Origin of the sequence: Nostoc sp. JL23 (assembly GCF_017115065.1) — a bacterium.
Classification (GTDB): domain Bacteria; phylum Cyanobacteriota; class Cyanobacteriia; order Cyanobacteriales; family Nostocaceae; genus Nostoc; species Nostoc punctiforme_A.
The window spans coordinates 1-25,146 of the sequence record NZ_JABXKN010000044.1; the positions used below are offsets into that span (position 1 = coordinate 1).

Annotated in this window: 19 protein-coding genes and 1 pseudogene; 11 read left to right on the forward strand and 9 right to left on the reverse strand. The window is 40.7% G+C overall.

Translation table 11 applies throughout. From position 1 onward, the window contains the following. Positions 1–69: 69 nt before the first annotated feature. The 4 genes and pseudogenes from HWQ42_RS35490 to HWQ42_RS09095 form a co-directional block, all read left to right on the forward strand. A pseudogene (locus HWQ42_RS35490) lies at positions 70–417 on the forward strand (WD40 repeat domain-containing protein); the annotation flags it as partial. After that, the gene (locus HWQ42_RS35495; protein ID WP_334813012.1) at positions 391–639 is read left to right on the forward strand and encodes a hypothetical protein; all 249 of its coding nucleotides are present in this window, start codon (positions 391–393) and stop codon (positions 637–639) included. The pseudogene HWQ42_RS35490 and the gene HWQ42_RS35495, both read left to right, overlap by 27 nt. After that, positions 636–983: a hypothetical protein gene (locus HWQ42_RS09090; protein ID WP_292738541.1), complete on the forward strand. Its 348-nt coding sequence runs from the start codon at positions 636–638 to the stop codon at positions 981–983. Before HWQ42_RS35495 ends, HWQ42_RS09090 begins: the two co-directional genes overlap by 4 nt. After that, a complete protein-coding gene (locus HWQ42_RS09095) occupies positions 905–1,231 on the forward strand; it encodes a hypothetical protein (RefSeq protein ID WP_367119046.1) in 327 nt (108 codons plus the stop codon). Before HWQ42_RS09090 ends, HWQ42_RS09095 begins: the two co-directional genes overlap by 79 nt. A 250-nt stretch (positions 1,232–1,481) precedes the next feature. Here HWQ42_RS09095 and HWQ42_RS09100 read toward each other — a convergent pair whose 3' ends face one another. From HWQ42_RS09100 to dxr, 3 genes are all read right to left on the reverse strand, one after another. Further along, a complete protein-coding gene (locus HWQ42_RS09100) occupies positions 1,482–1,748 on the reverse strand; it encodes a BrnA antitoxin family protein (protein ID WP_292811153.1) in 267 nt (88 codons plus the stop codon). Next, on the reverse strand, positions 1,732–2,007 hold the full coding sequence (locus tag HWQ42_RS09105; RefSeq protein WP_292811155.1) for a BrnT family toxin: 276 nt from the start codon (positions 2,005–2,007) through the stop codon (positions 1,732–1,734). Before HWQ42_RS09105 ends, HWQ42_RS09100 begins: the two co-directional genes overlap by 17 nt. 217 nt (positions 2,008–2,224) lie before the next feature. Then, a complete protein-coding gene (dxr, locus tag HWQ42_RS09110) occupies positions 2,225–3,421 on the reverse strand; it encodes a 1-deoxy-D-xylulose-5-phosphate reductoisomerase (protein ID WP_292811157.1) in 1,197 nt (398 codons plus the stop codon). A 184-nt stretch (positions 3,422–3,605) separates the two neighbouring features. Here dxr and HWQ42_RS09115 point away from each other — a divergent pair, with 184 nt between their 5' ends. The 3 genes from HWQ42_RS09115 to HWQ42_RS09125 all read left to right on the forward strand — a co-directional run bounded on the left by HWQ42_RS09115 (position 3,606) and on the right by HWQ42_RS09125 (position 8,814). Further along, positions 3,606–4,880 (forward strand): hypothetical protein, encoded by a 1,275-nt coding sequence (locus HWQ42_RS09115; protein WP_292811159.1) that lies wholly within the window; start codon positions 3,606–3,608, stop codon positions 4,878–4,880. A gap of 541 nt (positions 4,881–5,421) precedes the next feature. After that, positions 5,422–7,428, forward strand: a complete 2,007-nt coding sequence (locus tag HWQ42_RS09120) for an EamA family transporter (protein ID WP_292811161.1) — start codon at positions 5,422–5,424, stop codon at positions 7,426–7,428. Between the two features lie 186 nt (positions 7,429–7,614). Continuing rightward, the gene (locus HWQ42_RS09125) at positions 7,615–8,814 is read left to right on the forward strand and encodes a hypothetical protein (RefSeq protein WP_292811164.1); all 1,200 of its coding nucleotides are present in this window, start codon (positions 7,615–7,617) and stop codon (positions 8,812–8,814) included. A gap of 178 nt (positions 8,815–8,992) precedes the next feature. On the opposite strand, the gene HWQ42_RS09130 is transcribed toward HWQ42_RS09125, so the two are convergent. Next, entirely contained in the window at positions 8,993–10,534 is a 1,542-nt protein-coding gene (locus tag HWQ42_RS09130; protein ID WP_292811183.1) for a glycosyltransferase family 39 protein, read from the reverse strand. 506 nt (positions 10,535–11,040) lie between these two features. On the opposite strand from HWQ42_RS09130, the gene HWQ42_RS09135 reads away from it, so the two are divergent. Together HWQ42_RS09135 and HWQ42_RS09140 are read left to right on the forward strand one after the other, a co-directional pair. Beyond that, entirely contained in the window at positions 11,041–11,913 is an 873-nt protein-coding gene (locus HWQ42_RS09135; RefSeq protein WP_292811166.1) for a hypothetical protein, read from the forward strand. 51 nt (positions 11,914–11,964) lie between these two features. Continuing rightward, positions 11,965–13,347, forward strand: a complete 1,383-nt coding sequence (locus tag HWQ42_RS09140; RefSeq protein WP_292811168.1) for a DUF2079 domain-containing protein — start codon at positions 11,965–11,967, stop codon at positions 13,345–13,347. Between the two features lie 641 nt (positions 13,348–13,988). On the opposite strand, the gene HWQ42_RS09145 is transcribed toward HWQ42_RS09140, so the two are convergent. The 5 genes from HWQ42_RS09145 to HWQ42_RS09165 all read right to left on the reverse strand — a co-directional run bounded on the left by HWQ42_RS09145 (position 13,989) and on the right by HWQ42_RS09165 (position 20,980). Continuing rightward, positions 13,989–14,462, reverse strand: coding sequence for a hypothetical protein (locus tag HWQ42_RS09145; protein WP_292811170.1), 474 nt, complete (start codon positions 14,460–14,462; stop codon positions 13,989–13,991). A gap of 81 nt (positions 14,463–14,543) precedes the next feature. Beyond that, positions 14,544–16,832: a PhoD-like phosphatase gene (locus HWQ42_RS09150; protein WP_292811173.1), complete on the reverse strand. Its 2,289-nt coding sequence runs from the start codon at positions 16,830–16,832 to the stop codon at positions 14,544–14,546. Between the two features lie 382 nt (positions 16,833–17,214). Beyond that, a complete protein-coding gene (locus HWQ42_RS09155) occupies positions 17,215–18,606 on the reverse strand; it encodes a malic enzyme-like NAD(P)-binding protein (RefSeq protein ID WP_292811175.1) in 1,392 nt (463 codons plus the stop codon). 326 nt (positions 18,607–18,932) lie between these two features. After that, positions 18,933–20,036 (reverse strand): photosystem II q(b) protein, encoded by a 1,104-nt coding sequence (gene psbA, locus HWQ42_RS09160; protein ID WP_292738519.1) that lies wholly within the window; start codon positions 20,034–20,036, stop codon positions 18,933–18,935. A gap of 254 nt (positions 20,037–20,290) precedes the next feature. After that, positions 20,291–20,980, reverse strand: coding sequence for a Uma2 family endonuclease (locus tag HWQ42_RS09165; RefSeq protein ID WP_292811177.1), 690 nt, complete (start codon positions 20,978–20,980; stop codon positions 20,291–20,293). Between the two features lie 227 nt (positions 20,981–21,207). On the opposite strand from HWQ42_RS09165, the gene HWQ42_RS09170 reads away from it, so the two are divergent. Together HWQ42_RS09170 and HWQ42_RS09175 are read left to right on the forward strand one after the other, a co-directional pair. Continuing rightward, a complete protein-coding gene (locus HWQ42_RS09170; protein WP_292811179.1) occupies positions 21,208–22,236 on the forward strand; it encodes an AraC family transcriptional regulator in 1,029 nt (342 codons plus the stop codon). A gap of 122 nt (positions 22,237–22,358) precedes the next feature. Beyond that, entirely contained in the window at positions 22,359–25,052 is a 2,694-nt protein-coding gene (locus HWQ42_RS09175) for a TonB-dependent siderophore receptor (protein WP_292811181.1), read from the forward strand. Positions 25,053–25,146: the final 94 nt, after the last annotated feature.

A 25,146-nucleotide genomic window follows, 5' to 3' on the forward strand; every position in this document is an offset into this window, starting at 1 on the left:
CGCCCAGATTTAACTGAGAGGTGCGGGGAATAATATCCCCCATCGACTCAACCAGCTACTCTTCAACATGACTCATTAGTACAAAATATAGTATTTAGTCCTGACGGGAAAAATGTTGCTATTGCTTTATCCGATGGTACTGCAAAGCTGTGGAGCCTCGAAGGTTTGAAAATTCCTACCCTCAAGCATAACGCTCAGATTAACAATATAGTATTTAGCCCTGACGAAAAAACTGTTGCTACTACTTCATCCGATAGTACTGCAAAGCTGTGGAACCTTCAAAAAGGCGAAATTGTCACTCTCAAACATGATGGTGTAGTCAACCATGCAGTATTTAGTCCTGATGGTAAAACTATTGCTACTACTACTTCAAGTGATAAAACAGTTAAGTTGTGGAACCTCCAAGGTCAGTTAATTGCTACTCTCAAACATGATGATGGAGTTAGTAAAGTAATATTTAAGCCTGATGGCAAGTCTGTTTTAACTACTTCTTATGAGAATGCAAAGTTGTGGAATCTAAAAGGACAAGAAATTGCGACTTTCAAAAACAAGCATCTTGAGAAAGCAGTATTTAGCCTGATGGTCAGACGGTTGCTACTGCTTCAGGTTATAGTTCTTCAGATATTAGCGGATCTGTGAAGTTGTGGAACCTTAAAGGTGAAGAAATTATCACTCTCCAACATGGTCGTTTTACCAATGTATTATTTAGTCCCGATGGTAAGACTATTGCCACGGTTTCAATGATCAGTAATACTGCCAAATTATGGAATCTGCAAGGTGGGTTAATTGCTACTCTCACACATGATAGTTGGGTCAACGATATATCATTTAGTCCTGACGGTAAGATTATTGTTACTGCTTCATCTGATAAAACGTCAAATTATGGAATCTGGAAGGACAAGAAATTACCACTCTCAAGCATAATAAAGAAGCCGATGGAGTATTTAGCTCTGATGGTAAGACTATTGCCACTAATTCACTAGATGGAATTGTGCGTCTATGGACTGAGGTAAAAGATGGTTCTTGGCAGCAGTTTGCTGAATATCAAGGTACGGGTGTAGTATTCAGCCCGGATAATAAGTTAATTGCCATTCAGGTAGATGATTATTTTGTGCAGATGCGTTGGGTTCAAAGTTTAGATAGTTCACTAGCGCGAGGTTGCAAGCATTTAAAAGAATACCTCGCTTCCCGTCCCGATTTGCGAAAAGAAATTTGCCCTGATAATAAATAGCCACGCTACGCATTTATGATGTTGTAGAAGTGCGATCGCATTTATTGTTGAGGGGATGAGGGGCGATCGCATTTATTAGGTTTTGGGAATTGTGTGATCGTATTTATCGGGTTGATGGGGAAGTGCGATCGCATTTGGGTTGATGGGAAAGTGCGATGTCTGACGACAAGCCGCTGCACGTCTACACATTTCGTCTACACATTTCGTCTACACATTTATTGTTGAGGGGATGAAGGGCGATCGCTAAGTTTCAGCCTATTTTCTCCAATAGTGCTTCATTGATAACCGTTTGATAGCCTACCCCTCGTTTTTCTGCCTCTTCTTTCGCCCAGGCTATGATTTTCGGATGAAATCTGATAGAAATCGGCTCATATTTTTCCTCTTCATCCTTAGCCGGTCGTCCACGCTTTCTCGGTATAATCCCAAACTGATCTGCGATCGCATCTCTGAATTTTTGGTTTTCTTCTGGTGTAACTCGTCTTGCCCTCTCAAAAGGAAACTCAGATTCCTGACTCATATTGTTGACACTCCTTTTTTGTAGCTTTTCTTGCACTAATTATCCTTATTCGCTCACCTCGCATGGTAAAAACAACTACAACAATTGACCCATCTTCTATTTCACCAATTGCCCATTCCCTTTCTTCTCCCTGAGAATGACTAGAGTCCTCCGTAAACAGGAGATAGGGGTCAGCAAAAACTGTTACAGCTTCCTCGAATTCAATGCCATGTTTCAAAAAATTTGACTCGGCTTTATTCTCGTCCCACTCAAAGCGCATTTATAGTATATACCAAAAATATTTGCCTTTGGTATCCTACACCGACTTGGGCTTTAGGATGGAGTGCGATGTCTGACGACAAGCCTTACTGCTACGCATTTTTGATATTGGGGAAGTGTGATATTTGACCGTTAGCCTTCAGCACTAGGCTGAAGGCTAAACAAGAATTGGTCAAGATCCAGAAAATCTGCCTTTTGGGTATCTGAATTAAAGGTTTTTATCGCAGAGAAATTATCCGCGAGTGAGTTTCTAACTTTTCAGTCGCTGTTAAAACTTCTTGTCTTGCCCATTTATCTGCTGCCAAAATGTCATCTAAAGAGGGATTTGCCCGGTTATCATTTTGATGGCGATCGCACACCCATTCTATACACCGGGGAATATCTAAAAAGCGAATTTTTTCATCTAAAAATAAAGCCACAGCTTGCTCATTGGCGGCATTCAACACAGCTGGCATCGAACCACCAGCTTTACCCACAGCATAAGCTAACTTCATACAAGAATACTTCTGGTGATCTGGTTCACGGAAGGTTAAATTTCCAGCTTTGACTAAATCTAGTCGTTCCCAGTTGGTGTAAATGCGATCGGGCCAAGATAGAGCATACAGTAAGGGTAAACGCATATCCGGCCAACCGAGTTGGGCTAAAACTGAAGTATCTTGCAGTTCGATCAACGAGTGAATAATGCTCTGGGGATGAATGACAATTTCGATATTGTCATAATCCAACCCAAACAGGAAATGAGCCTCAATTACTTCCAGTCCTTTATTCATCAAAGTAGCAGAGTCTACTGTGATTTTCCGTCCCATCGACCAATTAGGATGCTTGAGAGCGTCAGCAACGGTTACATCTGCTAACTTTTCTACATCCCAGTCGCGGAAAGCTCCACCAGATGCAGTCAGTAAGATTTTCCGCAAGCCATCCTTTGGAACACCTTGGAGGCATTGAAAGATTGCGGAATGTTCGGAATCGGCAGGGAGTAATTTTACACCATGTTTTTCGACTAGGGGTAGAACCACAGGGGCCCCAGCAATCAGAGTTTCTTTATTTGCTAAGGCAATATCTTTACCAGCTTCAATCGCTGCGATCGTGGGTAGCAAACCAGCACAACCAACAATACCAGTGACAACAGTTTGAGCATCGCCGTAGCGAGCGACTTCTATCACTCCGGCCTCACCTGCCAATAGAATTGGTTGGGGATCGAGGCCAATGAGAGCTTCTTTGAGCGCTGGTAATTTATCTTCTGAGCAAATTGCTGCTATTTGCGGCTGAAATTGCCGAATTTGAGCAGCCAACATCTCTACATTGTTCCCAGCTGCCAATCCCACAATCCGAAACTGATCTGGGTACTGAGTGACAATATCTAAAGTCTGAGTACCAATAGAACCAGTGGAACCAACGAGAGTAATCGCTTTCACAATTGCTTAAGGATTTACAGACAACTCTCACTATAAATTGCTTGGGACTCTTTAATCACAGCAATAACTATAATCGATACACTAACGCGCCAAAGGAGAGACGCAGGGAAAATGTACCCGTGTCCTCTTGTTTATATCCCTACACCAGACCCAATCCATTAATTTTAATCTATAGGACTCGTATTTGATTTACGAAAAAAATCAGTACACCCCGCAAAGGCTTCTTCCTGACTCCCTCTCTACGCAAATAATTTCAAAAATCAAAGCGGACTGGTATATTTACCTTTACTTATTAATTTTTACTCTAATGAAAAAAAAAGATTCGGCAAAAAATACACTTGAACAAAATTATAGTTTCAAAGTTAATGGGTACTTTTTTGTAATTACGATGTGGCTTTTGAGCAGACTTTTAATTATAGTTGCAATGCAAGTTGTTGCTCCTTTAATATATACATCATCCGTACAACCATATTGGCACCCTCCATATCCGCTAGACTTTTCCCCCGATTTTATTCCTAAACCCAGTTGGGAACTCTTCTCTCATTGGGATGGTAAGTGGTATCGAAAAATTGCACTTGAAGGTTATAACTATGTTGATGATGGAAATCAGTATTCTATTGCTTTCTATCCTTTATTTCCCTTACTCATTCGCGGGCTGATTACGTTTGGCTTGCCGTTTGAAGTGGCTGGTACACTGTTAAGCAATCTAACTTTTCTTGGTGCGTTGCTTCTTGTGTACTCTTGGACAAAAGAACGTCATGGTATTGATGCTGCAAAATGGGTAACTGCTGTGATGGCTTGGTGTCCTTTTTCTTTATATGGCACAGTAATCTATACTGAAGGACTATTTCTATTTTTGACTACAGCAGCTTTACGAGCATTTGATAATCGTCAGTATGTATGGGCTGCTTTTTGTGGTGCATTAGCTAGTGCGACACGACCGACAGGAATTACATTACTACCCACCTTCATTTTCGTAGCATGGATAGAACGGAGATCCCTAAGCGCCTATATAGCGGGTCTCTTTGTAGCAGTTGGGATACTTTTATTCTCTGTATATTGCACTATTAGTTTTGGAGATCCCTTAGCATTCGTTCATGTACATAAGGCATGGGCGCAACCGAGTTGGTGGTCTATATTCACGGACGCTATATTAGTGGGCAAAGATAGTTTGATTAAAGTTGTTATGGTCTTTGGTGGCGGCTATTTGTTGTGGCACTACCGCACCCAGCTTAACAATGTTGTTATAATATACGGTTTTTGCTCTTTGTTAATGCTAATATTCTCTGGATCTCTGGCGTCTATTAACCGTTACGCTTACGGTATTGTATCGCTCTCGCTTGCATTAGGCTTGTTGTTTTCCAAGCAGCAACGTTGGAAATATGTAGTATTTATTTGGTTTATCATATTGCTCTTTGTTTATGCGATCAACTTTACTATTTGGAATTGGGTCGCTTAGGAACTTTCAAATCAAAAAATATCCACAAAACTGACGAAAAAACTCTCTCCCCTTCATTTCTCTGTGTCTCTATATTTTCTTGTTTTATGGGGGTGCAAAAACTCCTATTATTCAGACGCTCTCTACGAGACGCTAAAAGCGAACGCAGACTCGCTAACGCTGCGCTATCCGCCAGTCATACAGAATATCCAACTGAATTCTGAATCCTGACTCCTGAATTCTGTTCGATAAAAAGAAAAGCTGGATAGATTGTTAGCTCTCAATTTTCAATCTTTCAAAAAAGTTAGTGTCTTAGCCGCGTAGAGTATAAATATGCTCATGCAAATTGCAATTGGCATAAATAATTGGCAATATGGTTGGGTTCAAAACCCACCTGGCGGGATTCCAGACCCCTGTATCTCTTGTTATTTGGCGCAATCGTTGAATATTGGGCGCTTTTGTGACACTACTAGCCAAAATAGCTGTAGGATTTTCCCAAGAGCATTGGATTGCTTAGAGGGTTCAATTTATTATTGCTAAGAAATTGAATTTAAATTTCCTAATGAATGTATCCAATCAAACGAAGATAGCGATCGCTTCATTATTTCTAGGTGTAGGTGCCATATCTTTTGGCTCTATTTTTATGAAATTGAGCGAAATTGAACTCAGTCCCAGTGCTACTGTATTTAATCGCTTTTGGCTTGCTAGTGTGGTTTTCTTGCTCTGGCATGGATACAAGGCAATACGGCAGCGATTTTGTGGAGACAAACCTGTAGAACAGCAGCCCTACACCAGCCAGGATATTTTACTATTGCTAGGTGCTGGTATTCTTTGGGCTGCCACTTTAGTTCTGTTGGCTTGGTCGCTGACTCAAACTAGCGTTGCAATTTCTAGTGTGTTGCATAATCTCGCTCCCATATTTACTAGCTTAGGGGTATGGCTGTTATTTCGTCAGCGTTTTGAGAACCAATTCTTGATTGGGATGGTCATCGCCCTTGGCGGAGCGATCGCTATTGAATTTGAGGAGTTGCAAATTGCCACAGACGAGGTTCAAGGAAGCTTGGCTGCGATCGTTTCGGCGGTTTTATTGAGTGCATACCTGCTGATCGTAGAAAAATTACGAACCAAATTTTCTCCAGCTACAATTCAATTGTGGATCTGTGCGATCGCGGCTTTAGCGATCTTCCCTATACTTTTGTTTACTCAAGATCAGCTTTTCCCCTCTACAGTCAGTGGGTGGCTTTGGGTAATTTGCTTGGCGCTGATTTGCCAAGTTTTAGGTCATGGGCTTTTGACCTATAGCCTTGCCAAGTTTTCCTCTGTGGTTGTCTCGTTGGTGCATCTGTTAGAGCCAGTATTTAGTGGCATTTTCGCTCTAGTAATTTTTTCAGAAACATTAACTTTTTCAAATTGGGTAGGTTTCGCTGTAGTTTTAATGGGTTTATACTTAGCCGTATCTAGCCAAGAGGCTGTTAATTTGCCGTTCCAAGAATCAGTCAAAAATATAATTAACACTTTCGTTCAAAGTATGACGATCAAACTGTCATTACTAAAGCAACAATTCTCCGAAACACCAGCTTTATTAGGAACTGTCTCATTATTGTTTGCTCTAATTCCCATATCTTTAGCACCATCTCTGACCAAATTGTGTCAACAAGAAATAGGTGCAAATGCTGTAGTATTTCATCGCAGTTGGATTGCGACAGTTGTCTTTGGTTTATGGAATGGACTTGAGGCTTTCCGCTACCAACAGTCTATTGAAGGAGGCAGGAGGGAAGAGGCAGGGGGCAGGGGGCAGGGGGCAGGGGGCAATATTACTCCTGCCTTACTTGATAACCAATCCATAGAACAGAAGCCTTTTACAAGTCAAGAAGTATGGTTATTGTTGGCAATGGGAACCTCTGCTGGAACCTATCTTCTATTGTGGGCTTGGTCGCTGAGTCAAACTAGTGTTGCCAATGTGGCTTTACTGTCTAATTTGAACTCCTTATTTGTTGCTTTGGCTGGGTATTTGTTATTTGGTCGGCGTTTCGACAACAGATTCGTGATTGGTCTGGTCATAGCCTTGGCGGGAGCGATCGCGTTTGAACTCAATAAGGTGCAATTTGCAACCGATCAAATACTAGGTGATGCATTAGCATTGCTAACTGCGGTTTTCATGGCTACATGTATGCTGCTGATAGAAAGACTCCGAACCAGATTTAGCACTGCAACTATCATGCTGTGGCGCTGTGGAGTGACAACAATGTTTCTACTACCCGTCCTGCCTTTTCTTGAAAATAGACTATTCCCCTATTCCTGGACGGGTTGGTTTTTCATCATTTTCCAAGCTCTTTTTTGTCAAGTGCTGGGTCAGGGACTTTTAGCTTATAGCCTCAGTAGAATCTCTTCGGGCGTTGTCGCCGTCACACTTCTTTTAGAACCAGTCCTAGCTTCCATTTTTGCTTGGTTCATTTTTTCAGAACAAGTAGGTTTGTTTGACTGGGCTACTTTTGCCGTAGTTTTAGCGGGTATCTATCTAGCCCAATCTAGTCAATCGATTCTTCAAGTAACAAATGAAGGCTCGTAGTAGCATGACAGGAAGTAAACAAAGATAAGTTGTTACACATTTAACTTGTATAAGTAGTGTGGGCATATTGCCCAAACTACAAAACTTTGATCAAATTTATATTAGCGCGGGTGGGGTATTTTTGTACCTCACCAACTTAAAATATGCTGTAGGATTTGGACACAGCCAACTGGACTGATACAATTTATGACAAAAGCTTCCGACAAAACATTATTAAGAGTAGTGAAATCTCCGTTTAATAGGTTTTTAAGTTCTATGCCATTTCCGGTTCCTGGATACTTGGCTATTGGCATTATATTAGCAGTACTAATTCGATTACTTTGTGTTCCAAATAAATCAGTGGATTACAAGTTTTTTTTAGCGCGTTGGTATGATTTTATTGCATCTCATGGTGGGTTGAGCGCTCTCAAATATAGTTTTGCTGATTACACACCCTCCTACCTCTACTGGATTTTAATTGCTGCCACCTTGCTGTCTGGATTGCCAAAAATTTTTGCAATCAAGCTTTTTGCGATGGCTGTTGATTTTCTTTGTGGCTTTTTAACTTACAAAATTGTCCGACTCAAATACCCAGAAGGTAATAAACCAATCTTTGCTTTTTTGGCAGTTATTTTGAGTCCGACTGTGATATATAATAGTGCCCTCTGGGGTCAATGTGACAGCATTTATACAACGGGATTGATAGCCTGTATTTACTTTTTATGTATTCAAAAAGAAATTCCTGCCTTACTCAGTTTTGGTGTGGCACTTTCTTTTAAGTTACAAGCAATGTTTTTAGCACCTTTATTATTAATTTTTTTAGTAAAAAAGAGAATTAATTGGTATTATTTACCATTAATTCCGATGGTATATATAATTTTAGTTTTGCCACCGTGGTTGATGGGAAGACCGATACAAGAATTGCTGTTAGTCTACTTTAACCAAGCTAATAAATATAAACAATTGGCGAAAGGTGCGCCTAATATTTATCAATGGATTCCTAATAATTTTTATAATATTGTTGTGCCGATAGGTTTAATATTAACTGTATCTGCAATATTTCTCTTGGCATATATTGTTTATAAAAGTAAGCTAAAAATTACTCAGGACAGGCTGATACACCTAGCCACTATCTCAGTTTTGTTTATGCCATATATCCTGCCAAAAATGCATGAAAGATATTTTTATCCTGCCGATATACTTTCGATTATCTTTGCCTTTTACTTTCCTCGATATTTTTGGGTAGCTATAGTTGTGCAAATGGCATCATTTTTTAGCTATTTGGGAACTCCCATCTTTATCCAGTTATTTTCAATACCTTTAGGTTTTGCTCTCTGGTTTGTGATGCGAAAGTGCGATCTGATTTATCCAAAGCTAAATTTTAGAGAGTATGTAACTAAAGGATAAATTAATTAAGATGAAAAAACTTAAATATGTATGATATTTAAATTAGGGACTTCCAAGAAATAAATTATCTAAATAAACGTAGACGCAAAGCGGCTTGCCGCAGGCTACCACAGAGACACAGAGAACACAGAGAGGGTTTTTACGTTAGTTTTGGGACATTTTTTTATTTGGAAGTCCCTTATGGTGAAATAAGTGTAAATCCTCTAGCCGATCCGATAATTTTACTACCAGTTAAATTGATTCGCTGTAAAGCCCCATTGTCTAAAAGCAAATAAGATTTATTAGATAACATTTGTTGTAAGATTGGCACATTTGCAGGAGTTACCTTACAGTCGCAATAAAAGTCTAAACTGGGACGCCCATAAGCAAAAGAAGTATAAATTTGTGTTCCTGGTGAAACTTTTGACCGAATTAATTCCGCTACTGGTTTAACTGGAAAAGCTTCATTTAATTCCCAAATCCATGATTGCGAACTCATCAACAGTGCTAACACTAAGTACATCCCAGAAAATAACACTGGAATAAAGTTGCGATCGCGCCGTTTAATTAGCCATGCTGCGATGCCCATACTTATTGCCAAAGCAATGCTCATGACTATTAAAGTAGGCTCTTTCTTTGCAAGAATAAAGTAAACACAACCTCCTAAACCAGCAATAGCAATAATAGCCATAAATATTGTTAAACTTCGCACCTTAAAATGACCGTACTGCCAAATATCGCCAAGTTTAGCACCAATTGCCAAAGCTAAAAATGGATATACAGGCATAACATACCACGGGAGTTTAGTTCTCATTAAAGAGATAGTTACTAAGTATATAATTGTGCCAATAATAATTAAACTACCCCAGGTAGTATGACGTTTTTTCCAAGCTAGATAAAAACCTCCTGGTAAAAATAATAGCCAAGGAAAACTATACTTAATTAACTCAATTAAATAGTACCAGGGTGGCCCACTATGACCTTCAACAGGTTGTGTCAGGCGATCAAAAGTTTGTGTTTGAAAATTCACTTGGAAGAAAGTTTCGCCATAATGTTGCCATTGAGCGACAAACCAAGCGATCGCAGGTGCATTTCCTAAAAACATTCCCACTAATAAATAGGGGCTTGTTAACAAAGCAAACTGCCGATCTGCAATCAGGAATAAACAAGCGATCGCTCCTAGCGGCAAAACTATCATCCCTTTCGTGAGAGTGATTAACCCTAGACAAAATCCCACACCGAGAGCATAACGACGATTCTGGCGTGCTTTTAACAAACAAAATAACAGCAGCAAGAAAAAGGTAATAGTTGTACCATCTAGCATTGCTAGCCTTCCGTGACGCACCACAGGCAACATCGTCAGGTAAACTAAAGCGCTAAACAAAGCTGGTAAACTTTCGTTAAAAAGCAAACATCCCACCAAGTAAAGCAAAGGCACTCCCAAGGCAGTTAACACTGCACCCGGTAGACGCGTCGTCCACTCATTCACGCCTGCGATCGAGTAAGTCCAAGCAATTAACAAGTGCATCAGGGGTGGCTTATTATGATAAGGTTCTCCTCCCAACGTGGGGTAAAGCCAATGCATTGAACCAAGTGGGGCACGCCAAATTTCACGGGCAACCTGTGCCACAGTACCTTCATCCCAATCTCGTAAAGGGGAGTTTCCCAAAAATATCAACCATAAAAATAGAGATATTATCAGTAGGCTAAATAACCATTCTTTTTCTCGGAATAGACGCATATCTAAAATCGGGATAATCATCTCAAACCTCTAGGATATCCCCACGAAAGCTTGCTTTATAGGGAATCATAGCAGCTTGTTAAACCAGTTTTATGGTACAGCAAAGTTTGAACAGCCTTTGCTGAAAGAATAGATACTTTGACATGAATTTCATAATTACTGAATAACAAATACAATTTATGACGAAAACTTCAGACAAGATATTATTAAAATTAGTTAAATCTCCATTTAATAGGTTTTTAAACTTTTTTCCATCCCCGGTTTCTGGATACTTAACTATTGGAATTCTCTTAGCGGTGCTGATCCGATTGGTTTGTGTCCCTAATCAATCGTCTGATTATAAATCTTTCTTAGCGCCTTGGTATGATTTCATCGCATCTCATGGCGGATTTAGCGCTCTTAAATATAGTTTTGCTGATTACACACCCCCCTACCTCTACTGGATTGTAATTTCTGCCACCCTGCTTTCGGCATTGCCGAAAATTTTGGCAATCAAGCTTTTTGCGATGACTGTTGATTTTCTCTGTGGTTTTTTAACTTACAAAATTGTTCGACTAAAATATCCAGAGGGTAGTAAGCCAATCTTTGCTTTTTTGGCAGTTATCTTGAGTCCTACTGTCATATACAATAGTGCGCTTTGGGGTCAATGTGACAGCATTTATACAACAGGGATGATTGCTTGCATTTACTTTTTATGTATTCAGAAAGAAATTCCCGCCTTACTCAGTTTTGGCGTGGGGCTTTCTTTCAAGTTGCAAGCAATGTTTTTAGCACCTTTATTATTAGCTCTTTTGCTCAAAAAGAGAATTAATTTGTATTATTTACCATTAATTCCAGCAGTATATATAATTGCAGTTTTGCCACCTTGGCTGATGGGAAGATCGATACAAGAATTGCTATTAATCTACTTTAGTCAAGCTAATAAATACAAAGAATTGGCTAAAGGTGTGCCTAATCTTTATCAATGGATTCCTAACAATTTTTATAATATTGTTGTCCCGACAGGTTTAATGTTAACTGTATCTGCAATATTTTTATTAGCGTACATTGTTTATAAAAGTAGACTAGAAATTACTCAAGATAGACTGATACACTTAGCCACTATTTCAGTTTTGTTTATGCCATATATCCTGCCCAAAATGCACCAAAGATATTTTTATCCTGCCGATATTCTTTCGATTATCTTTGCCTTTTACTTCCCTCGATATTTTTGGGTGGCTATAGTCGTACAAATGGCATCATTATTTAGTTACTTAGGAACTCCCATATTTATCCAGTTATTTTCATTACCTTTAGGTTTTGCTCTTTGGTTTGTTGTACGAAAGTGCGATTTAATTTATCCAAAATTACAAGCTGGATTTTCTTCTAATCTTAAATAAAAAATTTTAGTCATGCCAAGTAGGATTTCAATAACAGAGAACCTGCCAAAAATGAATCATATCAAAGTAATTATCGGCATTAGTACCTTAATTTTATTTATCTCCAGCAGCTTACGCCACGAGTTATTTAATTCATCTGGGGATTTAGCATTTTTTGACCAATGTATTTACTTAATTAGTCAAGGAAAATCGCCAGTTTCTTCTGTACTTGGTTTTCATGTTTTAGCCGATCATGCTGCTTGGATTTTATATCCTTTGGCTTTATTGTACAAAATTTACCCTAGTGTTTATTGGCTGTTTGCAGTACAGTCTATTGCTTTAGCATTAGGTACTTTACCTACATATTTTCTAGCACTGCAAGCAGGTTTAAAAGAGAATTTAGCAGTCGCAATGGTGGCTGTATATCTCATGTATCCGGTGATTTACAATAGCAATCTCTGTGATTTTCATCCAGATACGATCGCAGTCCCTGCACTTTTGACAGCAGTATTGGCTGCTAGATCGAGAAAAATAGCTTGGTTTTGCGTCAGTATTCTTGTGGTATTGGGTTGTAAGGCTGTCTTGTCACTGACTGTAGTGGCTATGGGGATTTGGTTACTCTTGTTTGAAAAACGACGTTTATATGGTGCGATCGCAATTATTAGTGGGACAATATGGTTTTTGATTGCTAACTGGATTATCATCCCTTATTTTGGTACTGAAGCAGCGTTATTGAACCGTCATCTTTATCGCTATAGCTATTTGGGAAACTCATTTCCCGAAATGCTACAAATATTACTTTTTCAACCAAAAATCATTTTTAACAACCTTTTTTCAATTCTCAACTTAGAATATTTATGTTTTTTATTCTTACCTGTTATTTGGGGTTTCAGACCACAATATCTCATGCCATTGATAAGTATAATTCCTTGCGTAGCACTAAATTTGCTTGCCGATCATCCTTCACAAAAAAATCTAGTTTTACATTACTCTTTACCAGCAATTCCATTTCTTATTTTAGTTTTAATTGGCAGTCTAGCAGCAGGTAAAGCATGGCTAAAACAAAGACAAGCAATTATTTTTTGGTCTTTAGTTTGGTTTTTATTTTTCGGTAAATTTGGTTTCTTTAGCTCAAAATATCTCCACAATTTAGATAATTGGGCAGCCACAAAAGAGGCGATCGCTTTAGTTAAAACTAAGGATAGCGTTCTGACTACAGATATAATTACTCCACATTTAACCCACAGAGAGTTAATTAGTTTTAAATATAATTCTTCTCAAGATATTGCTGAATTGAATAAGTTTCATTATGTCTTGCTCAATGTTCGTCATCCAGGTTGGGCTGCAAGCCCCGAATCTCTTTCTAATTTGGTAAATATTTTGAAAAGCCAATCAAAGTTTAACTTAGAATATCAGCAAGATGATGTATATCTTTTTGAAAAAACTATTAGTTAACAATACTCCTTTTGCTGAAACTGGCTCAATAACCAAGCTCCAACTTCAGATTGACTCATTTCACGACTTTGGCGTAAAGCTTCTTCTAAAATAGACATCGCCAATCCAGGCAATACCTGTGATTCTTGAATACGTTTACTGCCTTGATCTGCGATCGCATAAGCGATTACAGTTTAGTTAAGCATTTCTTTCTTCTCTTTGCGTCCTTCTCTTCGAGACGCTGCGCGAAGGCGTCCTTGGCGGTTCGTTAAAAAAATTGAATTTGACAAAGAGTTTTAGCCTTAACTGAACCGTATTGCTTTTTGCTCGACCGTTGAGCCTCTGAACTCGGAAGTCCGACCTTTTTACTCGAATGTTGAGCCTCTGAACTCGGAAGTCCGACCTTTTTACTCGAACGTTGAGCCTCTGAACTCGGAAGTTGCACCTTTTTGCTCGAACGTTGAGCCTCTGAACTCGGAAGTTGCACCTTTTTACTCGAACGTTGAGCCTTTGAACTCGGAAGTTGCACCTTTTTGCTTGAACGTTGAGCCTTTGAACTCAAAAAATAAAGCTCAGAACTCGAAATGTTGTGCTTTTAACTCTAACATCCAAATTCTGAGCTTCAACGTTGCACATTTTAAGTGCAAATAGTTCACTATTTTCTACAACGCTGCTTTTTGAGACTTGGATTTTCCAGGTTTACGAGCAAATCGTTGTCCCATTTCCACAACTACTGCATCTAAACCCGCGCCCTGTCCACTGGCTTTAGCGTAGTTGTATACCTGCAAGGCAGCTGCATAAGCTTCGCTACCGACTGCAAGAGATGTATCATCGACCAACTCTTGTAACTGCGTCAACGACAACAACACCGGATACAACGCTTCAAATAATTGCACATCCTTCCGCATCTCTTCTAAGTCAAACGATCGCGGTAAAAACTCTGGATTCTGCGCCGCTACCTCTAATGCTTTGCTCACAAACGCCCGACTCTTATCTCCCATCTTGGGTAAAGTCTTGCGATCGTCGGCACTCAAATCAACCAAAAATGGTAACTTTTCTTTAATGGTGGTAATGGCTTGCAACACAGCATCTCTGTCTATTTGTGCCAGTGTTGCACTAATTGGGGTTGTAGACATAGAAATCACTCTCCAGTAAGTTTCTTTCATCTAGAGTGCCCACATATACAACCAAAATTTTCATTCGCAGAGCAAAGCTGGTTATCGTAATAAAGACTGATTGGGCGTTAACTGGCTCTCAAAACGGCTGTAAACAATTTGGGTTGGATACCAAGAAGAAAACCAGTACAAATCTTGCATAACTTTGCAAGTACTACTCTCATCTGCTAACTCAAAGTGAACCAGGGCTAAATTATTCAATCCAACTACTTCTCGTCCCTCTTGAAACCAACGAGATTTCCAAAACATCAGGGGTTGCAACCATTTCCATTTAGCATTTTCGGCTCGTTTCCAGGGAGCTATCAACGATAATATATCTGTTGTGTAGTCAGAAGTCTGAGCAATGTTTCGAGGTATCCATTCCAGTACACAATGCCAGTCAGGGTCATTCAGCAGCTGACGATTATGGTGTAATTGTTTCTCGGAAATTTCTACCATATTGGGTGGGTTGATCCAGCCTATCCAATGTCGTACCTGTTCTGGGAGGAGCCAATCTTTCAATCGTGTATGAATCAGCCGCGTCAAAATCTCTTCATTCTTCAATGCACTAGCGGTTAACTGTACCAAGACAGATTGTAATTTGGAATGGGTGCGTGCATAAGATAAGTGAGCAACAGAACTGTAGTGAATATCCCCTGATAAAATCACGACTTGTTGACGTTCCTCAAACAAAGTAGTTAGGAATTTCGCCAGTGCTTCAACATTAATATTCCAGGCATCTCCAACATCTGTTGAAAAAACTTTCTCCTGGTTTAAGTGCCAATGATGAATCCAATCAATCACTTGTAATCCAAATACATTTGTAGGCGCAATCACAAATGTAGTTTTAATCTGAGTTTGTTCATCTATTTCTTGTAAAGGTAAAACTAGTTGTTGCTCAAAGGCTTTGGGACACAACAGCATAGGCGGCGCAATTGGTTTTTGATCGGCTGGATAACCCCGCCATGTACGTGTATCCAGCACAATTACTTCATGGCAATCGCTGCGGACTATGTAGTGCCAAGTCAGCGCTTCAGGATGCCGATCCAGAATAAATACTGCACCGTCTCGAACTAAAATAGGTAAGTCTGTGTGGGGATCGTTGGCTGGCATACCTACATAACGAGCGATCGCTTCATCAGCCTTTGCATCTTTTCCTTGGGAAGCTGACCAAGCTTGTGCAGCCGCCAACAGCTTTCCACCTGGTTTTCCTTCTGTAAATTGCCCTGGTGTATTGCCCCATCCTTGAAATACTGTATAGGCTAACAATGCATTTTGGACTATTCTTCGCCCTAATGGCCGCCCCAGCACCCGCAAACACCAAGCTTGGTTCAAATTCCAGTCATCACTAACATCATGGTCATCAAAGATGCTGTACATGGGGATATTGGCAAGGGCACGGCGCACTTTCCAAAGGGTATAAATGAATTGTCGTAAATGCTTGACTGCGCGATTCCAGTCTTTGATAGCATGGCGATCGCGTGTTACTTGGTGTCCTTTGGGAAATGCGATCGGCCAGCACACTGGCGACCAAGCTAGTAAATAAGTAGCGTAATATTCACCCAAACTGAAAAGATGACTGTTGACTTTCTCAGCTTTATTATGTAATCCGGCGGTCAAACCAGCTTGATTTGTCGCCACATCAGCCCGCTCTCCAGGGGGTAGCTGCTGGGGAGTGCAATACACTCCATTCACCGGAAGTTTTTCTTCCCAACCCAAGAGGGCATCACCAAGAGTAGTGGCAACCCACAACGACGGATCTGCTACATCATCGCCGTAAATTTGATCTCCCGTGAGGAACAGCTGATGAGGGCGGTGTTGGGGCTGATTTGCTGACGCCTGAATCATACTATCGAGAATTGGCAGTGCATCAAACCCATGACCATGAGGTTTACGGCAGGAAGCATGGACAATTTGTAAATCTTGAAAACGGTTTGGCGGTAGAGCAAAGGTTGGTTTTTGATGATCGAAGTAGCTGATGCTAACTGGAGGAGAGGAGTTTGAGCATAATGCTTGTTGCAAAGTTTGGGAGGTTTGGTCAACAACAGTAAACTGGAGGTCGTATGCATAGATGTGACCTCCAGTTAGGCGATGTCCAATTGTAGACCGAGCCGTGATGGCAACTATATGAAGATACTTACCTAAAGCAAAGGTAGAGCGTTCTCCCTCTAATAAGCAATTTCCTAGTGCTTCACCATCATTTGTTGTGTCATAAACCTTAAGTTCTACCTGACAAGACTGTTTCAGTGCGACCCATACCGTTACAGATTCTGGCTCAGTATGTTTGAGGATTGGCCCCGCTAAAATCAGTGGTAGTTCTTGTAAAAACTCGTCCCCAACTTGATACTTCATTGCAAACAGTTGACATGATGGTGTTTTAGATGTGTTACTTTGCTCCTAAATTGGTAGCCCCAACTCATCTAATCACCAATCATGCATTAATTCTCATCTGTTTAACATCAGTTCATAGCGCAAATTGATTGCAGCCTAAAAGCTCAGGGATGAGCGAGACGCCCATCCCACAAAAGTGATTATTTGAGTTAATAAGAAAGAATTCAGGAGTCAGGAGTCAGAATACCCTTTCAGGAAAGCAAGCTACAGAATTGAATTGGAGCGTCTGAATAAACGGTGAAACATCGCACCAAATTTTGAATTTAGTAGTTAGTGACTGGTCTAAATCTCCAATGGAAAAGCATTCTGAATTCTGTATTCTGTATTCTGAATTCTCTTTTAATTAATTCCGCGCGATACCTTCTTCACGCGCGGCACGTTGCACAGCAGCAGCAACAGCAGTGACAACGCGCTCATCAAAGACTGAAGGAATAATATGTTCCCGATTCAAATCTGAAGGCTTGACTAAGGAGGCGATCGCACTTGCAGCTTCCAGGTACATTTTGATGGTAATTGTTTGTGCCCGACAATCTAAAGCACCACGGAATACCCCAGGAAAAGCGAGGACATTATTGATTTGATTTGGGTAATCACTGCGACCGGTAGCAATGATAGCAACATCTTTACTGATTAATTCTGGCTGAATCTCTGGAACGGGATTTGCCATTGCAAACACAATTGCGTCTTTCGCCATTGATTGCACCATTTCTGGTGTCAAAACTCCTGGCGCGCTGACACCAATAAACACATCTGCCCCTTGCATTGCACCCGCTAACGTACCCTGACCTTTGACCGCAAATTCGAGTTTTTCCTCTGTCAAATCGGTGCGATTGGTAGAGATAATCCCTTTAGAGTCGCACATCCAAATTTTTTCTGCCCCAGCTTTGCGGAGTAACCGAGCGATCGCCACTCCTGCCGCCCCAGCACCGTTAATCACGATCTTGATTTCTGCTAAGGATTTATGTACCAGTTTCAGAGAATTAAACAACGCTGCCAAGGTGACAATTGCTGTACCGTGCTGGTCATCGTGAAAAACGGGGATATCTAACTCTTGGCGTAATCTCTTTTCAATTTCAAAGCAGCGAGGTGCAGCAATATCCTCTAAATTCACGCCCCCAAACACCGGAGCAATATTCTTAACTGTCTGGATAATTTCTTCTGTATCTTGGGTGGCGAGACAGATAGGAAAAGCATCCAGCCCCGCAAATTCCTTAAACAGCATCGCTTTGCCTTCCATGACTGGTAGGGCGGCAGCTGGGCCGAGATTTCCCAAACCTAAAACGGCACTACCATCGGTAACAATGGCAACAGTATTTTGTTTGATGGTTAAGTTGTAAACTTCCTCTGGATCTTGAGCGATCGCTGTACAAATTCGACCGACTCCGGGGGTGTAAGCCATTGCCAAATCGGAAACACTCTTCAGGGGAATTCTGCTGGTAATGCTGATTTTGCCACCGCGATGCAAATTAAAGGTGCGATCGTAAACACTGAGTAACTTGATGTCCGGCAAGGCTTTGACTGCTTGCACAATGGTTTCAGCGTGTTCAGTACTAGCAGCATCCACAGTCAGATCGCGGGTGGACTCTTTGCGGGTTTGCTCAATTAAATCAATTTGACCGAGATTACCGCCAGTGGTTGCGATCGCCTGTGTTACCGACGCTAACATCCCTACACGATTGGGAATCTGCAAGCGCAGTGTCAAACTAAAACTAGAATTAGGAGTTAGGTCTGCCATGTTGATTTTGGATTTTAAGTTTTAGATTTTATATTGAATTGAGACAAAAACTAAAATCTGATATGTGTAGTCTGGGGAAACACAATGTATGTAAACTCCTGGGATAACCTTCAGTAGTTAGTTTACTCACTACTCCCAGTTTTGATAATTATTTTTATTTATACCAATGCATTTACTAATATAAATGAGTAACAATTTAGTAATTGTACCCAAATACACCAGATATTTTTTTAATATTTTATCTATGTAAATATTTGTATAACTATAGCTTCATGCATGAAAAAAGCGCCCTCTAGACAGAGAGCGCAGTGAATTTTAACTTACAATTAACCGTGAATTACAGGTGCCGCAGCCACGCCCGTCGTAGACATCGTTGCCACAGGTACTGCCTCACCCGCCGCCAAATCCAAGGGGAAGTTGTGAGCATTGCGCTCGTGCATCACTTCTATACCCAAATTGGCGCGGTTTAGCACATCTGCCCATGTATTAACTACACGACCTTTGGAATCAAGAATTGATTGGTTAAAGTTAAACCCGTTGAGGTTGAACGCCATTGTACTGATTCCCAATGCCGTCAACCAGATACCAACTACAGGCCAAGCAGCCAAGAAAAAGTGCAAAGAACGCGAGTTGTTAAAGCTGGCATATTGCCAGATTAACCGTCCAAAGTAACCATGAGCCGCTACGATGCTATAGGTTTCTTGTTCTTGACCAAACTTGTAACCGTAGTTTTGAGATTCACTTTCAGTGGTTTCCCTAACTAAAGAGGAAGTCACCAAAGAACCGTGCATCGCACAGAACAGCGCACCACCGAACACCCCAGCTACGCCCAGTTGGTGGAATGGGTGCATGAGGATATTATGCTCGGCTTGGAACACAAGCATGAAGTTAAACGTGCCGCTAATTCCCAGAGGCATCCCGTCAGAAAAGCTACCTTGACCAATTGGATAAATGAGGAAAACAGAAGTCGCAGCAGCTACGGGAGCAGAGTAAGCAAGGCAAATCCAGGGACGCATCCCCAGACGATAGCTTAACTCCCATTGCCGACCGAGCCAACAGAAAATACCTATCAAGAAGTGCAAGACAATGAGCTGATAAGGACCGCCGTTGTAGAGCCATTCATCCATTGAAGCAGCTTCCCAAATTGGGTAGAAGTGCAAACCAATTGCATTAGATGTGGGTACAACAGCACCAGTGATAATGTTATTGCCGTATAATAAAGAACCAGAAACTGGCTCCCGGATGCCGTCAATATCAACGGGTGGTGCAGCAATAAAGGCAATAATGAAACAGATGGTAGCGGTCAATAGGGTAGGAATCATTAAAACGCCGAACCAGCCAATGTAAAGCCGATTGTCGGTGCTAGTAATCCATTGACAAAAACGATCCCACAGGTTGCCGCTTTCGCTTCTTCCTAGAGTTGTGGTCATAACTGTGTCGTTTATAAATCGCTGACAACAAACTTTCCCAATTTTTCAGAATTGAGCATTAAGCTGTTTTCAAAGACTTTCGCCAAATACCTTCCCCCTAATAGCCGGGACTCTCTAGAATTACCTCACACCAAAAATGCTGTTAACTAACTTCCCCAGGGAGACTGTGTAAAAAAGGGAAAACTTTCCCGGCTCCTAATATCACGTTTTACATTAATAATTTGTATTTTTCAAGACATTATTTTTAAGTTTTGCTAAGTTAAACCCTCAACAAAGTCAGCGTGTTCTTTTGAATTTAACCCTTGTTGCAGTACTGCTAAAACTTTCGTCATATCTCCTGTGATTAGTGAGGTGACAGCTAACCACAAACCTGGAAATACTTTACTTTTAATCACACCATCTGCATCTGCAACGAGTGGCAAATATTCACCATTTTGCAAGCAGAACCAGTCGAGTTTATTCTCTAAAGTTTGCCAGACGATATATTCCTGTACTCCGTTGCGACGGTAAACGCGTTTTTTGTCGTACAAATCAATAGATGCACTACTAGCTGCTACTTCTGCTACTAATTCCGGTGCGCCTTCTACGTAATCATCTTCACTGATTTGCGCCTGTCCTCTGGTTGGTTTATCTATCAACAACAAAACATCAGGTTGTGGTTCATTATCTAAATCTAAGCGCACGGTAGCATTGTCGCCTAACGCTATGCCTGGAGTGGAAACTTGATAAACTCCCAACCAGGTAATTAACTGTCCATGAGGTTGGCCATGACTTCTAAAACGCAGAGGTGATGCCACGTAGACGACTCCTTCAATTAATTCTGCTTTTTTATCGGGCATTGCTGTATAACGACGCTCGAATTCGTGGCGAGTTAAGCGATCGCCACTTTCTAAGGGAGGGATAAAAGCGCTATTATTTAAGCCATGTTCCACAGAAGCAGCCATTACCTGATTCCTAATCGGCAGGAGTTGTAGCTTGAATCTAACATAGTGGAGCGCAAGGTTTTAAACAAGACCCCGATATGGCATTTACGCCTTTTCGACGCAAATTTAGCATTAATCCCAATGCTTACCAAATAGCAGCTAGAATCTCTCTGGTTTAAGCTTCTATAACTAGTAAACCAAGCGTTCACCATATAATAATTAGAATAAAATATTAATAAGCCACGGAAATGACCCTGTTTCTTTCAGCTAGAGAAGCTTATCGACAACAGCAAAATACTACTCCAACCTCTGAAGCTACAAAAATCAACTCATATAACACTGGATATCAAGCAGTGTTGGACGATCCAAAACAGCAAAGTCGGGGTTACGAAAACGTCATAGCTTTCCCCACAGGTATTAACTTGCTAGTGTCACAATTCGACTTAGCTGAGGATTTAATTCTTGAGACAAATTTCTATAATCTTCCCTTCATGGCATTTAGTTTTGCAATTATCAGTAATTATACGTCAGAAATAATACCTGTTGGACATAATTCTACGGCAACATATTTTGATTTAGATGAGGAGATTCCTGGTAATGGAGCTTATTTACGCGCAGATCAACACATTCTGCACGTAGAAGTGGGAATCAACCCTCAACAATTTTTTTGCAGACATGAAGTTAGTGGCTTAGACTTTCTACCCAAATCACTCCAGTTGTATCTAGAAACTGACAATATATCTTTTCTTAACTACTTTCGTATCGGGCAAACTACACCTGAAATGCAAATTATTTTGCATCAAATAGTTAATTGTCCTTTCCACGGTTTGATTAAAGATATTTACTTGCAAGCAAAATGCTTAGAATTAATGGCGCTGAAGTTGGAACCCGATACAGCAGGGGAACGGGAACTGATGCGATCGCACATTTTACGAGGAGATGATATTAACCGACTTTACCACGCCAGAGAAATTTTAATCCGCGATTTTGACAATCCCCCCTCGTTGCTAGAATTGGCGCGACAAGTAGGTTTAAACGATTACAAGCTCAAAATCGGGTTCCGTCAGGTTTTTAACACAACAGTATTTGGCTATTTGTATATTCACCGGATGGAGAAAGCCAGAAAACTACTTATGAGTCAACAAATGACCATAAAACAGATAGCTAAGATCGTGGGTTACGAATGTCCTAGTCGCTTCGCTGTGGCTTTTAAAAAGCGCTTTGGCATCCAACCAAGTCAATACTTAGATAGATTTATTGTTGCCAAAAACACCTAAAAAAATCCGTTTCGGCATATACGTTGATAGGATTTTTCGCTACAAATTCCCCTATGCTATTGATAATAAATCCTAAATAAAGATTGGTGTAATCTGGGATACTAAGGTGTGTGGGGAGATAAATGAGCAAGCGAATATTTAAAATCTTCAGTTGCAGACTGGAGTGGCTGTCGATACTTTTAACAGTTTTGGTGGTTCAGCCTGCGAAAGCGCAAGATATTCCCATATCTGATTCATTGGTTAATCGGCTTCGCCCTGCGAAAATAGTGCAAGAAGCTGCTAAACCAGATGAAGTAACTCGCAAGATTAAGCAACTAAGTGAGGTAAAACTCGCTATTAGCAGCGCCGAAATGTTACTGGTACAGTCGCCAGCACCAAACACGCCACAAACTGAAGTTGTGCAAGTTACCTCAGTTAAGGCAAATCCCACTGCCAAAGGTCTGGAGATTATTTTACAGACTAGCAAAGGGGAACAGTTGCAACTAGTCAATCGCAGTGCTGGTAGCAACTTCATCACTGACATTCCCAATGCTCAACTGCGCCTACCATCGGGCGAAGCATTCACATTCCGCTCTGAAAAACCAATTGCGGGTGTTACACAGATAATAGTCACCAATTTTGATACCAATACTATCCGAGTGACAGTAACGGGTGAGGCAAGTGTACCAACTGTCGAGTTGTTTGATAGTCCAGAAGAAGGTCTGATCTTCAGCGTTGCGAGTACTGCACCTTCCACGACGTCACAGCAACAACCGCAAACCCCACCAACTGCTGAACAACAGAAGCCAGGAAATCAAACACAGCCAAAACCATCTACATCTAGTGATGAACCGATTGAGTTGGTCGTAACGGGTGAACAAGACGGATATAGTGTACCAGATAGCACAACTGCAACTAAAACTGATACTCCTCAACGTGACATTCCCCAGTCAATTCAAGTTATTCCTCAACAAGTCATCAAGGATCAGCAAATCACCCGGATTAGCGATGCTGTACGGAATGTCAGTGGCGTGGCAGTGCAAGGATCGTTTTCTAACCTTACTGACAACTACATCATCCGAGGACTTGCAACATACAATAACCTGAGAAATGGTTTCGCAGTTCAAGATAACTATATCAATCCGATCAGCGTTGAACGAATCGAAGTCCTTAAAGGTCCGGCTTCAGTACTATATGGTCAGTTTGAACCGGGTGGTGTCGTCAATTATGTCACCAAACAACCGCTCGCAACTCCTTATTATGCAAGTGAATTGACAGTCGGAAATTATGATTTCTATCGTCCCTCAATTGACATTTCTGGGCCACTTACCCCTGATAAAAATGCGTTGTATCGCTTAAATGTTGCCTATGAAAATTCCGGTAGTTTTGTTGATTTTGTTCATAGTGAAGGTTTCTCAATAGCGCCTGTATTGTCTTTAAAACTGAGCGATGCTACAACTTTGACTTTGGAATACGAGCATAATACTGTTAACCGGACTTTATATGATGGTTTGCTACCTATTCGTGAATCTTTTAACCTTCCCATCAGTCGTTTTTTAGGAGAACCAAATACCAGCGAATATAACTATAAATCAGATGCAGCTAGCTTTACTTTAGAGCATCGCTTTAATGATAATCTACAGCTGCGTAGTGCCTTTTTAACTAACCTCTATCATGCGGATTATGAAGCTATTCGACCAGACTCACTTGAAGAGGATGGTCGGACAATATCACGAACATTTGCAGCCGGTCTTGATTACTATAAATCATTTGCTCTACAAAATGAACTAGTGAGTAAGTTCAAAACTGGTTTTATCAATCATCAGTTGCTGCTAGGTGTAGAGTTCGCTTGGAAGCTATATGGTAATGATTATATTCGGACTCCTGCTCCCGGCATTGATATTTTCAATCCAGTTTATGGTGCGACATTGCCAACCAGTTTCAATACGAATGAAAATTATGAGAGTAAACAAAATACTGTCGGTGTTTACTTACAAGACCAAGTAACATTGCTTCCGAATTTAAAGTTACTGGTCGGTGGCAGGTTGGATTTTATCAACTATAAAGATAGAGGAATAGACTATAACAACAATCGTGAATTAACTTCTGAAAATGAGTTTTACGATGACGCTTTTTCACCCCGCGTGGGACTGGTTTATCAACCCATAGAACCAATCTCCCTATACGCTAGTTATAGCGAGTCTTTTGTACCCAACAATAACAGAACAGTTACCGGGCAAGCGTTAGAACCTGCTCGTGGAACCCAGTATGAAGCCGGAATTAAAACCGAGTTGTTGGATGGTAAGCTTTCGGCAACACTTGCAGCATACGAGATTACAAAAAACAACGTAGCTACAACCGATCCAAATAATACTGATTACTCAATTGCAGCTGGAGAAGTCAAGAGTCGAGGTATTGAATTCGATATTTCTGGGCGAATTTTACCTGGGTGGAATGTAATTGCATCCTTTGCCCATAACGATACCTATGTCAGCGAGGATAATAGCCTACCTGTGGGTGACAGATTGGTTGGTGCGCCACGAAATAGCGCTAGCTTGTGGACAAGCTATGAATTTCAAAGTGGTTCCTTCAAAGGATTGGGATTTGGTGGAGGACTGTTTTTTGTTGGCGATCGCCAAGCTTTACTACCAAACAATGGAGTTGTCCTTCCCTCCTACGTCAGAACTGATGCCTCTATTTTCTATAGAAATGAAAATTGGCGAGTGGGTCTTAACTTCAAGAATCTTTTTGATACCAATTATTACGATTCTCATGGCTACTATCTACTTCCTGGAACACCACTGACTGTTCTAGGAACAATTTCAGTACAGTTTTGATTCCACCCCAACCCTCACCGATGCATTGGGGAGGAAGTCTAATAGACTCATCCTTAATATAAATAACATGGGATAATAAAAAGCTGGAGTAAAA